This is a genomic window from Ensifer sp. ENS07 (assembly GCF_014852185.1).
GTDB lineage: Bacteria > Pseudomonadota > Alphaproteobacteria > Rhizobiales > Rhizobiaceae > Ensifer > Ensifer adhaerens.
The window spans coordinates 425,257-440,466 of sequence record NZ_JACVBE010000004.1 but is presented as its reverse complement, the minus strand read 5'-3'; the positions used below and the strand labels follow the sequence as shown (position 1 = coordinate 440,466).

Below are 15,210 nucleotides of genomic sequence, written 5' to 3'. Positions count from 1 at the left end.
GCCGTCAGCCCTCGTCACCGACGAAGCGATAGCCGACGCCCGGCTCCGTACGGATGATCTGCGGATCGGCCGGATCGCGCTCGATCTTGCCGCGCAGCTGGCCGATGAAGACGCGCAGATAATGCAGGTCTTCGCCGTGCGCGACGCCCCAGACCGAGGTAAGCAGCGTCTTGTGGGTGACGACACGGCCGGCGTGATGCGCCAGCATCACCAGGAGGTCGTATTCCTTTGGCGTCAGCCGGACGGGCTCGCCGTCCTTCGTCACCACCCGCTTGATCGTGTCGATCGAAACACCATCGGCGGAAAGCTGCGTGTGGCCACCTTCCATCTGCACCCGGTGGCGAAGGGCCGCACGGATGCGGGCCGTCAGTTCGCCGATACCGAAGGGCTTTTCGATGTAGTCGTCGGCGCCGAGATCGAGTGCTGCGATCTTTTCGCTTTCCCGGTCGCGGGCCGACAGGATGATGATCGGTACCTGCGACCAGCCGCGCAGGTTGGCGATGACCTCCTTGCCATCCATATCGGGCAGGCCGAGATCGAGGATGACGACATCCGGCGCCATCGTCGCCGCCGCCTTCAGCGCCTCGGCGCCGGTCATCGCCTCGCGAACGTCATAGCCGGCAGCACTCAGCGCGGGTTTCAGGAAACGCTGGATCTGGGGCTCGTCGTCGACGACGAGGATACGCTCCACGCTCATGCACGGTCCTTTTCGGAGATTTCAGCCTTGGCGGCGGGAAAGCGCATGGAAATGCGCGTGCCGCGGCGGCGAAGCGCCGGGCTCTCCGCCTTGATCTGCCCGCCCATCGCTTCGACGAAGCCCTTGGCGATCGACAGTCCCAGCCCCGTTCCCGGAGTGCGGCCATCCGCCTTGCCGCGGCGGAAGAATTTCTCGAAGACCTGCTCGAGGTCCCGCGGCGGAATACCCTTGCCGAGGTCGGTCACTGACAGCACGATCTCGTTGCCGTCGGTACGGGCATAGATGCTGATCGGCTCTTCGCCGCCATATTTGTTGGCATTGTCCAGCAGGTTGAAGAGCACCTGGCCGAGCAGCACGCTGTCGCCCCGCATCAGGGGCAAGTCAGGGGCGATGCTGGTTTCGATCTCGCGCTCGGGAAAATATTTGCGAGCGCGATCGACCGCCGCCCGCACCACGTCGGCGACATCGACCCAATCGCGCTTGGCATTGACGGTACCGGCCTCGATGCGCGTCATGTCGAGCAGGTTGGCGACAAAGCGCGTCAGCCGACCGCCCTCCTCCTCGATCGACTGCAACAGGTCGTCGCGGCTTTCCGGCGGCATGCGATCACCGAGCTGGCGCAAGCTGGTGACGGCGCCGGTAATGGTCGCAAGCGGGGTTCTCAGATCATGCGAAATGGATGAAAGAAGGGCAGCGCGGAAGCGCTCGCCCTCGAGCTTTGCGGCCTGGTCGAGGCTTTCGCGTGACAGGCGGGCGCGGTCGACGGCGATCGCCGTCTGGTCGAGGATCGCTGCCAGCGCCCGCTCCTCGTTGATCTCCAGTGGCTTGTCGGCCTGGACGAAGCCGCAGACGCCGACGACGCCGTGCGGGCTCGTCAGCGGCCGGAAATGGAAAGGGCTGTTCGGCAGGGTTCCCGTGCCGTTGCCGGCCGGCTCGCGTTTGTCCATCGCCCAACGCGCCGCCATGATGTCGGTGACGTCGAGCTCGGTGTCCGGCGGCCAGGCGGCTTTCAGCTGCAGGTCTCCGTCCTCAGGCAGAAGCAGCGCTGAACTGCGTTTCAGCGTCGACTGCATCTGCGTCACCGCCGCCCAGAGCACGTCGTCGGCCTTGGCGGTGCCTGATAGCTTGCGCGAAAAATCATAGAGCGCCTGAGTCGCGGCGGCGCGCTGGCGGGCGGTCTTTGCCTGCTCCCGTACCCGCGATGCCAGGCTGCCGGCAAGGGCTGCGGCAGCGAGGAAGACGACGAGCGCAAAAACCTCGTGCGGCTCGGCGATGGTGAAGGTGCCGGTCGGTTTGATGAAGAAGAAGTTATAGGCGAGCACCGAAAAAAGTGCTGCCGCGATTGCCGCGATGTGACCGGCATAGGTCGCCGAGGCCAGCACCGCGAGCAGATAAAGCAACGAGATGTTGGGCAGGACGACGAAACGGCCAAGCAGCAGGCCGACGGCGGTCGAGACGACGACCGACCCGGCGGCGATGCCGATCGCGCGCCCACTTCCCGGCGGCAGCGTCCGTTTCATCTTCGTTCGCCGTTTGACGGGCACCGTCTCGCGATCGGTCACAAGGTGAATGCCGATGCCGGACACGCGCTCGGCCAAGGCGTCGGGAAGCGACTGGCGAAACAGCCGCATCGGGAACGGCTGGCGGCGCGCGCCGATGACGATCTGCGTCGCGTGTTCCCGGCGCGCCAGCTTCAGGATTTCCTCGACGAAGTCGTTGCCGATAATACGGCGCGTCTCGGCGCCGAGACGTTCGGCAAGACGGAAGGTTTCGTCGAGCCGGCGCACGTCTTCGCCATCGCCGCTCTCGCGGTCGGCGCGCTCGATGAAGACGACGATCCAGGGGGCATTCAATCCTTCGGCGAGCCGGCTTGCCGTGCGCACGACCTTTTCGGACAACGGGTCCGAACCAATGCAGACGAGCAGCCGCTCGCCGCTTGCCCAGATGCCTTCGATGGCGTTCTGCTTGAGATAGTCGACCATCTGGTCGTCGACCCGGTCGGCTGTCCGCCTGAGCGCCAGTTCGCGCAGTGCCGTCAGGTTGCCAAGGCGGAAGAAGCGGTCGACGGCGCGCTGTGCGCTGTCGGGCAGATAAACCTTGCCCTCCTTCAGCCGCTCGATGAGCTCGGCCGGCGACAGATCCACAAGTAGTACGTCGTCAGCGCGCTTCAATACGGTATCCGGCACCCGTTCGCGCACGGGTACACCGGTGATCTGGGCGACGATATCCGAGAGGCTTTCGAGATGCTGGATGTTGAGCGCCGTCCAGACATCGATGCCGGCGGCGATCAGTTCCTCAACATCCTGATAGCGCTTGGGGTGCCGGCTTTCGGCCGGATTGCTGTGGGCCAGTTCGTCGACGACGATGATCCGGGGACGCCGCGCGAGGGCCGCATCCAGGTCGAACTCGGAAAGCATTCGGCCGCGATGGTTCACATCGCGGCGCGGCAGTATCTCCAATCCGTCAATGAGCGCAGCGGTCTCGCTGCGCCCATGCGTCTCCACCAGCCCGACGACGATATCGACACCGTCATCCTTCAGCCGGCGGGCCCGCGACAACATCGCATAGGTCTTGCCGACGCCGGGAGCGGCACCGAGGAATACGGTCAGTTTTCCCCGGCGGTCCTGCGCGGCAAGCGCCAGCAATGCGTCTGGATCCGGGCGACTTTTGGCGTCGCGTTCACTGTCGGGCATTCATGATCTCAGGCGTGATCGATTCTAATAGCTTAGAGCGGGATGCGGGCGGAATACCGCAAGCACTTTTCCGCATCCCGCTCTAGGTTCGAGGCGCATCAAGGGCCAGGTTGAGTTCTAGCACATTGACGCGCGGCTCGCCTACGACCCCGAACAGCCGATCCTCCGTCGCCTTGGCGACCAGAGCGGCGACATCCGCTTGGCTCAAGCCCCGCGCCTTGGCGACGCGGGCGACCTGGGCTTCGGCGAAGGCCGGCGTGATATGCGGGTCGAGCCCGGAACCTGACGTGGTTGCCGCATCCGCCGGAATTTCTCCCGCAAGGCCGGCAGCTTTCAGGCGCTCGACATCGGCTGCGACACGGTCCCTGAGCTTGACCGAGGTGGTACCGAGGTTGGAGCCGCTCGAAGCCCCCGCGTTATAGGCGTCCGGACCGGTCGCGGAGGGCCGCGGCCAGAAGTATTTGTCGGAAGTAAAGTTCTGGCCGATGAGGGCGGAACCGATGAGGGTACCGTCCTTCTCGATGAGGCTGCCATTTGCCTGCGCGGGCATCAGCACCTGCGACGCGCCGGTGATCGCAAAGGGATAGGCAAGGCCGGTGATCGCGGTAAGTAGCACGATCATGACGATGGCGGGGCGAAGTTGGTTCAGCATGGTTACACCAGATTGAGTGCGTTGACGGCGAGGTCGACGAGCTTGATGCCGGCAAAGGGCAGGACAATGCCGCCGAGGCCGTAGACAGCCAAGTTGCGGCGCAGAAGGGCAGCCGCACCGACCGGCCGGTACTTGACGCCCTTCAGCGCCAGCGGGATCAGCGCGACGATGATGAGCGCGTTAAAGATCACCGCCGAGAGGATCGCCGATTGCGGCGAGGCGAGGCCCATGACGTTGAGCGTGGCAAGGGCCGGATAGGTGGTGATGAACAGCGCCGGGATGATGGCGAAGTACTTGGCCACGTCGTTGGCGATCGAAAACGTCGTCAGCGACCCGCGGGTCATCAGCAGCTGCTTGCCGATCTCGACGATCTCGATGAGCTTCGTCGGACTGGAATCGAGGTCCACCATGTTGGCGGCCTCGCGGGCGGCCTGGGTCCCCGTCTGCATGGCGACGCCGACATCGGCCTGGGCGAGTGCCGGCGCGTCGTTGGTGCCGTCGCCGCACATCGCGATCAGGCGGCCGCCCTGCTGCTCCTTGCGGATATAGCCAAGCTTGTCCTCCGGGGTGGCTTCGGCAAGGAAGTCGTCGACGCCGGCTTCGGACGCGATGGCGGCCGCGGTCACCGGGTTGTCGCCGGTGACCATCACCGTGCGGATGCCCATGGCGCGAAGAGCGGCGAAGCGCTCCTTGATGCCGGGCTTCACCACATCCTTCAGATGGATGACGCCGAGCAGGCGCGGACCATCGGCAACGGCGAGCGGCGTGCCGCCGGTGCGGGCCACCTGGTCGACGGCGCGGCGAAACTCGTTCGGCACGTTCTCGTCGCGGATACCGGTGAACTTCAGGATCGAGTCGACGGCGCCCTTGCGCAGCCGGCGGCCGCCGAAGTCCACGCCCGAAAGCCTCGTTTCCGCAGCGAAGGGAATGACCGCGTCGATCCGGGTCGCGCCGGCCCGGCTTGCGCCGCCGCCGACGGCGAGCGCCAGGACCTCGCCCTTGTCGGACGCGGGCAGCGACACATCCGGCGTCTGGCGGCCAAATTCACCGGTGGCAAGCGCCGCGATCGAGCGGCCCTCAGGCGTTTCGTCGGCAAGGCTTGCAAGCAGTGCCGCATCGGCAAGCTCGGCCTCGGTGACGCCGGGCACCGGCATGAAGTCGGCCGCCATGCGGTTGCCGAAGGTGATGGTGCCTGTCTTGTCGAGCAGCAGCGTATCGACGTCGCCAGCGGCCTCGACAGCGCGGCCGGAGGTGGCGATGACATTGAAGCGCACCAGACGGTCCATGCCGGCGATGCCGATGGCTGAAAGCAGGCCACCGATCGTGGTCGGAATCAGGGTGACGAGCAGGGCTGCGAGCACGGTAACCGAGAGCACGGTACCGGAATAGCCGGCGAGCCCCCAGAGCGTGACGACGGCCACCAGGAAGATCAGCGTCAGGCCCGAAAGCAGGATCGACAGGGCGATCTCGTTCGGGGTCTTCTGGCGCTGCGCGCCCTCGATCAGCGCGATCATGCGGTCGACGAAAGTGTCGCCGGGTGCCACGCCGATGCGGATCTTGATCCAGTCGGACAGCACCTGCGTGCCGCCTGTGACGGCCGAGCGGTCGCCACCGGATTCACGGATGACGGGCGCCGATTCACCGGTGATGGCGCTCTCGTTGACAGAGGCGACACCCTCGACGACTTCGCCATCGCCGGGGATCAGTTCGCCAGCCTCGACGAGCACGAGGTCGCCGACCTTCAGCGATGTCGCCGGGATCGTCTGGGTCTCGCGGCCTTCGTCGGCAACGAGCTTGCGCGCCGTCAGTTCGGATTTGGTGCGGCGCAGGCTGTCGGCCTGGGCCTTGCCGCGGCCTTCGGCGACGGCTTCGGCAAAGGTGGCAAAAAGCACCGTGAACCACAGCCAGACGGCGATCTGGCCGGAGAACAGCGGGCTGCCTGTGCCGGTGGCGATGTCGCGCACGAAGAGACCGGTGACCACGGCTGCGACCACTTCGGTGACGAAGATCACCGGATTGCGCACGAGCTGGCGCGGGTCGAGCTTGATGAACGCCGCCTTGATCGCCGGCAGCAGGATCGCCGGGTCCAGAAGACTGGGTGCGATAGGTTTGGAAGACATGTGTCGAATTCCTTTAGAAGGTCTGACCGGCAAGCATCGAGAGATGCTCGACGATGGGACCGAGCGCGAGCGCCGGGAAGAATTGCAGCCCGCCGAGAATGAGGATGATGCCGACAAGCAGGCCGACGAAGAGCGGCGTGTCGGTCGGGAAGGTACCCTTGGACGCCGGCACACGGGTCTTCACCGCGATCGAACCGGCGATCGCCATGACCGGAACCGCATAGGCGAAGCGGCCGAGCAGCATCGCGAACCCGAGCGTCGTGTTGTACCAGGGTGTGTTGCCGGTGAGCCCGCCGAAAGCCGAGCCGTTGTTGCCGGCCGCCGACGTGAAGGCATAGAGGATTTCAGACAGGCCGTGCGGGCCCGCCGTGCCGATGCTTGCGACGGCAAAGGGCAGCATCGCGGAGACGGCGGCAAAGCCGAGGATCGTCACCGGCAGAATGAGGACGGCAAACATCGCGTATTTCATCTCGCGGGATTCGATCTTCTTGCCGAGCAGTTCCGGCGTGCGGCCGACCATCAGGCCGGCAACGAAGACGGCGAGGATCGCAAAGACCACCATGCCGTAGAGACCGGACCCGACGCCGCCCGGCAGGACTTCGCCAAGCTGCATCAGGAACATCGGCACGAGACCGCCGAGGCCCGTCAGCGAGCCGTGCATGCCGTTGACGCCGCCATCCGACAGACCGGTGGTGACAGCCGCATAGAGCGCCGTCATCGCCTGGCCGAAGCGGACTTCCTTGCCTTCCATGTTGCCCTGGGCGGCATCGAGGCCAAGGGCGGTCAGGATCGGGTTGCCGTGGGCTTCCGCCCAGTAGACGACCGCAACGCCTGAGATCAGCAGGATCGCGGTGACGGCGATGAAGGCCCAACCCTGGCGGCGGTTACCGACCATCTGGCCAAACGTGTAGACGAGCGCCGCCGAGATCGACAACATAGCGAAAATGTTGAGATAGTTGGAGAAAGCCGTCGGGTTCTCGAAGGGATGGGCGGCATTGACGTTGAAGAAGCCACCACCATTGGTGCCGAGCTGCTTGATCGCTTCCTGACTGGCGACAGGGCCGAGCGAGATCGTCTGCTTGGCGCCTTCGAGCGTGGTTGCCGACAGATCGGCGTGGAAGGTCTGCGGCAAGCCGGTCCAGACCATGGCAAGGGCCATGACGACGGCGATCGGCAGCAACACGTAAAGCGTCGAACGGGTGAGATCGACCCAGAAGTTGCCGACGGTCGAGGCGTTCGAGCGGGCGAAGGCGCGGGTGACGGCAAGCGCCATGGCGATGCCGGTCGCGGCGGAGACGAAGTTATGCACCGTCAGGCCGGCCATCTGGCTGAAATGGCTGAGCGTGGTTTCGCCACCGTAGTTCTGCCAGTTGGTGTTGGTGACGAAGCTGACCGCCGTGTTGAAGGCGAGATCGGACGGCATGCCCGAGAAGCCCTGCGGGTTCATCGGCAGGTAGGCCTGCAGCCGGAGGATCGCATAGAGCGAGACAAAGCCGGCGAGGCTGAAGGCGAGCATCGACATCGTGTAGGCGAGCCAGCCCTGTTCCTTCTTCGGATCGACACCGGCGGCAAGATAAAGGCCGCTTTCGACGGGACCGAGGACGGGTGAAAAAACGTTGCGTTCACCGGAGAAGACCCGCGCCATATAAAGCCCCAGCGGCTTGATGACGATCAGGACGGCGATGAAGAGGAGGCTGATCTGCAGCCACCCGATGATAGACATGAGATTACTCCGCTAAGGGCGGCCGGACGGCGCAAAGGCGCCCGGCTGATGCGAACGGCCAACGGGTTCGATCCCCGTCAACCGGGTCAGAACCGTTCCGGGCGAACGAGGGTGACGACGAGGTAGGCCGCAAGACCGACGGCGACGGCAAGACCGAGCAGGGCTTCGAACATGACGCCCTCCTAAAGCCGGCTCAGCGCGCGCGCATAAAGCGCGAACACGACAAAGCCGCCGATTCCGGCGGCAAGAAAAAGAACATCGGACATGCAAATTCTCCGGACTGTTGAAGTCCGGATCTTGCGCCCGCAGCGGGTCAATTATCGATTGCGATGGTCGGAAGGAGGCATAAGGAAAAGATAAAGACGCCCGCAAAGATCCGTTCGGGAGCGCGGGAGGCGACCTTCATAGGCGCGGGACCGGTCCGGTATCGGCCTATCTGCCACAAGCTGAAGAGATCCCGAGGCCGCCCACATGCGACCGCCGGTTCGGCAAAAGAGCACCTAGCCCTTGATAATCTCGTTCACGCTCGTTTCGGTGGGCGTGGTGGCTTCGCGCATCCATTCGCGCCAGATCGCAACGAGCAGCGCCATCAGCACCGGACCGACGAAGAGGCCGAGGAAACCCATGGTCTTCACGCCGCCCACGAGGCCGAAGAAGGTCGGCAGGAAGGGAAGCTTGATCGGGCCGCCGACGAGGCGCGGACGCAGCGTCTTGTCGACGATGAAAAGTTCGGTCGTGCCCCAGGTGAACAGCGCCAGGCCATGAATGGGCGAACCGCTGGCGACGAGATAGACCGAGACCAGCGTGAAGCAGAGCGGCGCGCCACCGGGGATCAGCGCCATCAGGCCGGTGATGATGCCGAGCGTGACCGGCGACGGCACGCCGGCAAGCCAATAGGCGACGCCAAGCACGATGCCTTCGCCGATGGCGATGATGCCCATGCCGGTGACCGTCGAGCTGATAGTCAGCGGCACGACGCGGGACAGCCGTTCCCAGCGCATCGGGAAGATGCGCTCGCCGAGCTTGTCGAGTTGGCCGGAGAAGGACTGCCCATCGCGATAGACGAAGAACAGCGTGATCAGCATGAACAGCAGCGTCAGGAAGGCATGGAACGTCGAGGCACCGACGACCAGAACGCCGCGGTAGATATTGCCGATGTTGGAGCCGCTGACGAGCTGGACCAGTTCGCCGAGCGCGCCCGGATGGCCGATATGCTTGACCCATTGCTCGCCAAGCCAGACACCGGCGATCGGAATGCTCGACAGCCATGCGGGCACGACGGCACCGTTGGCATTGGTCTCGACGGCCCAGACGACCCAGTCGCGCACTTCGTCGACCGCATAGACGGCGGCAATCGAGATCGGCACGACGATGAAGGAGATGACGCAGACGATCGCGATGGTGGCGGCAAGCGTCCGGTTGCCGTTCACACCGGCGAGCAGCCGGCGATAGATCGGCCAGCTGGCAAACCCGATGACGACAGCGGCCAGAACCGGAACGACGAAACCATGGAAGAAATAGACGCCGGCGAGCAGAACGAAGACCAGCATCCAGCGGGCAGCGGTCATGGGGCCGACAAGGGCATGGCGCGAAATGGCAGTGTGCCCGAGGAGCCGTGGCTCCACGGCGAAATTCTCTCGTTCGCGATTACCCAATTGCACCAATGATCCTCCGTCTTCCGACGAGCTTACAGCAAACCCGCGGCCTTGCCAGCCACTCTGACACCGCGCGCCGCCCCTTTGCCCCTGCTTTACGGTAGTTTCAGGGCCGTGGCCGACGCTAGCGGCGGGACATGACAGAAAAATTTAGGAGGGTTCAAGAGCCCCCGGCTTTCTTTCGATAAAGCCGGTCATTCCGCCGCAGGTTTTGCAGCCATACGCGCAGGCTGTGCGCGATCGACGAAGACTGAGGCGAGAAAGATACCGAAGCCGGCAACGCCGAGAACGGCACCGACGAGACCGGTGGAGGTCCAGCCATAACCCGCAGCGATCGAAACGCCGCCGAGCCAGGCGCCTAGCGCATTGGCGAGATTGAAGGCGGAGTGGCTAAGGGCAGCAGCCAGCGTCTGGGCCTCGCCGGCGACATCCATCAGCCGGGTCTGCACGCCCGGGACGACGGCAAAGCCACCGCCGATGAAGAGCACGTTGACGATGGCGATCCACGGATTGCCCATGGTGAAATAGAAAAGCACATAGGCAAAGATGTTGAAGACGATGGCGATACCGATCGCCGGCATCAGCGCCCAGTCGGCAAGCCGCGCCCCGACGATGTTGCCGAGGATCATGCCGGCACCGAAGACCGAAAGCATGATCGGCACATTACCAAGCGAAACACCTGCGACTTCGGTCAGCGCCGGTGTGATGTAGCTGAAGACGGCGAACATGCCGCCACAGCCGATGGCGCAGATGCCGAGCATCAGCCAGACCTGCAGCTTGCCGAGCGCACCCAGCTCGCGAAGCGGCGTCGCCTTCGGGTTGCCCTTGTCCCGCGGTACGTGGGCGAAGGTGAGCGCCATGGTCAGGAGGCTGATGGCGCCGACGATGGCAAACGCGGAGCGCCAGCCGAGCGCCTGGCCGAACCAGGCGACGAGCGGCGTGCCGAAGAGAGTGGCGATGGTCAGTCCCATCATCACCCGGCCGACGGCGCGGGCCCGCTGGTTCGGCGCGGCAAGGCCGGCCGCCACCAGGGCAGCCACGCCGAAATAGGCGCCATGCGGCAGCCCGGCGAAGAAGCGCGCGGCAATCAGCGTGTAGAAATCCGGAGCGACGGCGCTCGCGAAGTTGCCGACGGCAAAAACCAGCATCAGGACCAAAAGCACCCGGAAGCGCGAGAAGCGGGCGGCAAGCACCGCGATCAGCGGCGCACCGACGACGACGCCGAGCGCATAGGCGCTGATGACCGCACCAGCCTGGGGCACCGATACCGATACGTCTTCGGCGACTTGCGGCAGGAGACCCATGATCGCAAACTCGCCGGTACCGATCCCGAAGCCGCCGACGGCGAGCGCCACTTCGGCGGCAGAAACACGGGCGCGGCGCGGATCGACGGCAGAGGAGAAGGCTTCGTCACACATGGGCTCACTCATGGGCAATGGCCAGTGTCGCCGTGCCTTGCGGCCGGAGAAAAATCTGGGGGATATGTCGGCGGATGTTGGATTGGACCAACGGGGATATGCTGCAATGCAATACAGGCTTTTCCTGCGGCAGGCAAAGCTTTTGCGGTTCTCGTCATACTTTTTCGCAAGGCTCGCAGAAGCCTGTTAACCGTAAGCTCAGTTGACGTTTACGTCAAAGTTATATAATTCCGAATCTCAGCTTGAAGAGGTGTCGCAAAAGCATCATCCTCATCGGCGTGAGAGGATCGGGAGGGATTTTCTCAGGCCGCATCAGGCCAGCCTGTGGCGACCAGAGGGAGAGAGGTCATGGCGGAAGTCAGCGCACAACAGACGGGTATCAGCCCAGGCAAGATCTGGCTGAAATCCTATCCACCCGGAATAGCCGCCGAAATTGGCCCCCTGCCCTACAAGTCGATCGGCGAATTCTTCGACCACGCCGTTGCCCGCTATTCGAGCCGTCCGGCCTTCACCTGCATGGGCAAGACGCTGACCTTTGCCGACCTCAACGCCCAGTCCGCCAGGATCGGCGCCTGGCTGCAATCGATCGGCCTCGCCAAGGGCGACCGCGTCGCGGTGATGATGCCGAACATCCTCCAGAACCCCGTGATCGTCTACGGCATCCTCAGGGCCGGCTTTACCGTCGTCAACGTCAACCCGCTCTACACGCCGCGCGAACTGCAGCACCAGCTCACCGATTCCGGCGCCAAGGCGATCTTCGTTCTGGAAAACTTCGCGCACACCGTGCAGCAGGTGGTCGACAAGACCGCGGTTAAGCACGTCGTCGTCGCGACCATGGGCGACATGCTGGGCCTGAAGGGTGCGATCGTCAATCTGGTGGTCCGCCGCGTCAAGAAACTCGTTCCCGCGTGGTCGATTCCCGGCCACCTCTCGTTCAAGGACGTTCTTTCCAAGGGCGCGCGAGCCAAGCTGACGAAGCCCAACATCGCCGCGAGCGACGTCGCCTTCCTGCAATATACCGGCGGGACGACGGGCGTCTCGAAGGGCGCGACGCTGACCCATTCCAACCTCTTGTCGAACATGGCGCAGATGGAAATCTGGTTCCAGACGGCGTTCCGCTCGCGCACCCGGCCGGACAATCTCGTCTTCATGTGCGCGCTGCCGCTCTACCATATCTTCGCGCTGACCGTGAATTCGCTGATGGGCCTTGCCACCGGCGGCAACAACATCCTGATCCCCAATCCCCGCGACATCCCGGGCTTCGTCAAGGAACTCGGCAAGCACAACACCAATATCTTCCCGGGCCTCAACACGCTGTTCAACGCGCTGATGAACAATGCGGAGTTCCAGAAGCTCGATTTCTCGTCGCTGATGTTGACCTTCGGCGGCGGCATGGCGATCCAGCGCCCGGTTGCCGAACGCTGGAAGCAGATGACCGGCTGCTCGATCGCCGAAGGTTACGGCCTGTCGGAGACCTCGCCGGTGGCAACAGCCAACATCCTCGACGCGACCGAGTTCACCGGCACGATCGGCATGCCCATCCCGTCCACCGACGTCGAGATCCGCGACGACCAGGGCAATACGCTGGCGATCGGCGAAGTCGGCGAGATCTGCATCCGCGGGCCGCAGGTGATGGCCGGCTACTGGCAGCGGCCGGACGAGACCGCCAAGGCGATCTCGCCGGATGGCTTCTTCCGCTCGGGTGACATCGGCTTCATGAACGCCGACGGCCTCGTCAAGATCGTCGACCGCAAGAAGGACATGATCCTGGTCTCCGGCTTCAACGTTTTCCCGAACGAGATCGAGGAAGTGGCGATGACCCATCCGGGCATCCTCGAATGCGCGGCGATCGGCATTCCGGACGAGCATTCCGGCGAAGCGGTCAAGCTCTTCGTCGTCAAGAGGGATGCAGCACTGACGGAGGAAGAGGTCAAGCGCCACTGCGCCGCCAACCTCACCAACTACAAGCGTCCGCGTTTCGTCGAATTCCGCACCGAACTGCCGAAGACCAATGTCGGCAAGATCCTGCGCAAGGATCTGCGCGGATAAACTACTCCGAAATTCAAACGATTTAAAAAATCCTGAAAACCGCCGCCTCGGCGGTTTTCCAGTCTTGATTTGGTCCACTTAAAGCGAATAGCTACGCAGGCGATTGTCCGACACCCCTGTCCGACCAAGGAGCCCCGCGATGAAAGCGCTTGTCGACCAACTCAAAGCCACCGCCGCTCAAACCAACGCAACCGATATCCGCGCGGCCTTCGCCGCCGACGCAGAACGTTTCGCGCGTTTCAGCACCACGCTCGGCGACCTGCTGCTCGACTATTCGAAATGCGCCGTCAACGACAAGGTGCTGGACGGACTGGAGGCGGTCGCCAGGGCCGCCAAGGTCGAGGAGAAGCGGGACGCCATGTTCCGCGGCGACATCATCAACATCACCGAGGAGCGCGCCGTGCTGCACACGGCGCTGCGCAACCGCGGCAACCGCCCGATCCTCGTCGACGGCAAGGACGTGATGCCCGATGTCAACGGCGTGCTTGCCGCCATGGGCGCCTTTGCCGACGGCATCCGCTCGGGCGCGCTGAAAGGTGCGACCGGCAAGAAGATCACCGACGTCGTCAACATCGGCATCGGCGGCTCGGACCTCGGTCCTGTCATGGCGACGTTGGCGCTTGCGCCCTTCCACGACGGCCCGCGCCTGCACTTCGTTTCCAACATCGATGGCGCCCATATCGCCGATACGCTGAAGCTGATCGATCCGGAAACCTCGCTCTTCATCATCGCCTCGAAGACCTTCACCACCATCGAGACGATGACCAACGCGGCGACCGCCCGCGCCTTCATCGCCGATAAGCTCGGCGAGGCTGCCGTCGGCCATCACTTCGCAGCCGTTTCGACCGCGCTCGACAAGGTCGCCGCCTTTGGCATCGACCAGGCCCGCGTCTTCGGCTTCTGGGATTGGGTCGGCGGGCGCTACTCGATCTGGTCGGCGATCGGCCTGCCGCTGATGATCGCCGTCGGCAAGGAGAATTTCGGCCGCTTCCTCGATGGCGGCCACGCCATAGACGAACATTTCCGCACCGCACCGATCCGTCAGAACATACCGGTCCTGCTCGGCCTTCTCGGCTTCTACCATCGCAACGTGCTCGGCTACCCGTCGCGGGCGATCCTGCCCTATGACCAGCGCCTGTCGCGCTTCCCCGCCTATCTGCAGCAGCTCGATATGGAATCGAACGGCAAGGCGGTGACGCTTGAGAGCACGCCGGTCGAATACTCGACCGGCCCGGTCGTCTGGGGCGAGCCCGGCACCAACGGCCAGCACGCCTTCTACCAGCTGATCCACCAGGGCACGGACGTCATTCCCGCCGAGTTCATGATCGCCGCCAACGGCCACGAGAAGAACCTGCGTCACCAGCACGAGCTGCTGATCGCCAATTGCCTGGCCCAGTCGGAAGCGCTGATGAAGGGCCGCACGCTCGCGGAAGCCAAGGCGCAGCTGACCGCCAAGGGTATGGCCGATTCCAAGGCCGACAAGATTGCGCCGCACCGCGTCTTCACCGGCAATCGCCCGTCGCTGACGATCGTCTATGACCAGCTCGATGCCTTCGCGCTCGGCCGCCTGATCGCGCTTTACGAGCACCGCGTCTTCGTCGAGGGCGCGCTCTTCAACATCAATTCCTTCGACCAGTGGGGCGTCGAGCTCGGCAAGGAGCTGGCGACCGGCCTGCTTCCCGTCGTCGAAGGTAAGGAAAGCGCCGAAGGTCACGATTCGTCGACGGCGGGTCTGGTGGCAGCCTTGCTGAAAGCCGCCCATTAAACAAATCCGCAGGGTTCTCCCCGGAACCGCACCGCTGAAGACGATAGAGGCCTGAGGCGCTTTTCGCGCCTCGGGCCTCGTGATTTTGCACAACCCGGCAACGTCGTGGCGCCGGGTTTCAGCACCTCCATCAGATCGAGCTTCAACAGCAGCGGAAAATAGTCCGTGTCCGACCCCATCTGCATCCGGGCATTGACCATGACCTTTCGGCAACGTCCGGAGAACCGGCCGACAGGCTGCCGCGGTTAGGCTCGCCCCGTTTCGAGCGTGCGATCTTTTCCTGCAACAGCCGCAAACGCGCGGCATCCGCTTCGGCGAGAGCCAGGAGATAGAGCGTTTCTCCCGGTGGCACGCGGCTCCCGAGCGCCGCAGCCGGCACACTGCCCGCGTGGACGTTGAGCGCATAGCTCTGGCTTTCCGCAGGCGCGCTCCCCTCCT

Annotated in this window: 10 protein-coding genes; 2 read left to right on the top strand and 8 right to left on the bottom strand. The window is 64.2% G+C overall.

The window, feature by feature from the left end:
• Window positions 1-4 precede the first annotated feature (4 nt).
• The 8 genes from IB277_RS17065 to IB277_RS17030 form a co-directional block, all read right to left on the bottom strand.
• On the bottom strand, window positions 5-697 hold the full coding sequence (locus IB277_RS17065; protein ID WP_090295038.1) for a response regulator: 693 nt from the start codon (window positions 695-697) through the stop codon (window positions 5-7).
• Window positions 694-3,390, bottom strand: a complete 2,697-nt coding sequence (locus IB277_RS17060) for a sensor histidine kinase KdpD (RefSeq protein WP_090295039.1) — start codon at window positions 3,388-3,390, stop codon at window positions 694-696. Before IB277_RS17060 ends, IB277_RS17065 begins: the two co-directional genes overlap by 4 nt.
• Window positions 3,391-3,472: 82 nt before the next feature.
• The gene (gene kdpC, locus IB277_RS17055) at window positions 3,473-4,042 is read right to left on the bottom strand and encodes a potassium-transporting ATPase subunit KdpC (RefSeq protein ID WP_060581843.1); all 570 of its coding nucleotides are present in this window, start codon (window positions 4,040-4,042) and stop codon (window positions 3,473-3,475) included.
• Window positions 4,043-4,044: 2 nt separating this feature from the next.
• Window positions 4,045-6,162 carry a potassium-transporting ATPase subunit KdpB gene (kdpB, locus tag IB277_RS17050; RefSeq protein ID WP_110818535.1) on the bottom strand — a complete coding sequence of 706 codons (2,118 nt, stop codon included), beginning with the start codon at window positions 6,160-6,162 and terminating at the stop codon, window positions 4,045-4,047.
• Between the two features lie 13 nt (window positions 6,163-6,175).
• On the bottom strand, window positions 6,176-7,885 hold the full coding sequence (kdpA, locus tag IB277_RS17045; protein WP_060522356.1) for a potassium-transporting ATPase subunit KdpA: 1,710 nt from the start codon (window positions 7,883-7,885) through the stop codon (window positions 6,176-6,178).
• An 86-nt stretch (window positions 7,886-7,971) separates the two neighbouring features.
• Window positions 7,972-8,058: a K(+)-transporting ATPase subunit F gene (gene kdpF, locus IB277_RS38920; protein WP_060522357.1), complete on the bottom strand. Its 87-nt coding sequence runs from the start codon at window positions 8,056-8,058 to the stop codon at window positions 7,972-7,974.
• A 327-nt stretch (window positions 8,059-8,385) separates the two neighbouring features.
• Entirely contained in the window at window positions 8,386-9,546 is a 1,161-nt protein-coding gene (locus tag IB277_RS17035) for an AI-2E family transporter (RefSeq protein WP_034797607.1), read from the bottom strand.
• A gap of 188 nt (window positions 9,547-9,734) precedes the next feature.
• Entirely contained in the window at window positions 9,735-10,970 is a 1,236-nt protein-coding gene (locus IB277_RS17030; protein WP_060581841.1) for an MFS transporter, read from the bottom strand.
• Between the two features lie 336 nt (window positions 10,971-11,306).
• Here IB277_RS17030 and IB277_RS17025 point away from each other — a divergent pair, with 336 nt between their 5' ends.
• Complete coding sequence (locus IB277_RS17025) at window positions 11,307-13,007, top strand: long-chain fatty acid--CoA ligase (RefSeq protein ID WP_060522360.1); 1,701 nt, start codon at window positions 11,307-11,309, stop codon at window positions 13,005-13,007.
• Between the two features lie 139 nt (window positions 13,008-13,146).
• Window positions 13,147-14,772 (top strand): glucose-6-phosphate isomerase, encoded by a 1,626-nt coding sequence (gene pgi, locus IB277_RS17020; RefSeq protein WP_034797225.1) that lies wholly within the window; start codon window positions 13,147-13,149, stop codon window positions 14,770-14,772.
• Window positions 14,773-15,210 lie beyond the last annotated feature (438 nt).

Coding starts and splice junctions, on each gene's coding strand:
- IB277_RS17060 (WP_090295039.1), bottom strand. CDS start 3,390: ATGCCCGACAGTGAACGCGACGCCAAAAGTCGCCCGGATCCAGACGCA.
- kdpF (WP_060522357.1), bottom strand. CDS start 8,058: ATGTTCGAAGCCCTGCTCGGTCTTGCCGTCGCCGTCGGTCTTGCGGCC.
- kdpB (WP_110818535.1), bottom strand. CDS start 6,162: ATGTCTTCCAAACCTATCGCACCCAGTCTTCTGGACCCGGCGATCCTG.
- kdpA (WP_060522356.1), bottom strand. CDS start 7,885: ATGTCTATCATCGGGTGGCTGCAGATCAGCCTCCTCTTCATCGCCGTC.
- IB277_RS17025 (WP_060522360.1), top strand. CDS start 11,307: ATGGCGGAAGTCAGCGCACAACAGACGGGTATCAGCCCAGGCAAGATC.
- IB277_RS17065 (WP_090295038.1), bottom strand. CDS start 697: ATGAGCGTGGAGCGTATCCTCGTCGTCGACGACGAGCCCCAGATCCAG.
- pgi (WP_034797225.1), top strand. CDS start 13,147: ATGAAAGCGCTTGTCGACCAACTCAAAGCCACCGCCGCTCAAACCAAC.
- IB277_RS17030 (WP_060581841.1), bottom strand. CDS start 10,970: ATGAGTGAGCCCATGTGTGACGAAGCCTTCTCCTCTGCCGTCGATCCG.
- kdpC (WP_060581843.1), bottom strand. CDS start 4,042: ATGCTGAACCAACTTCGCCCCGCCATCGTCATGATCGTGCTACTTACC.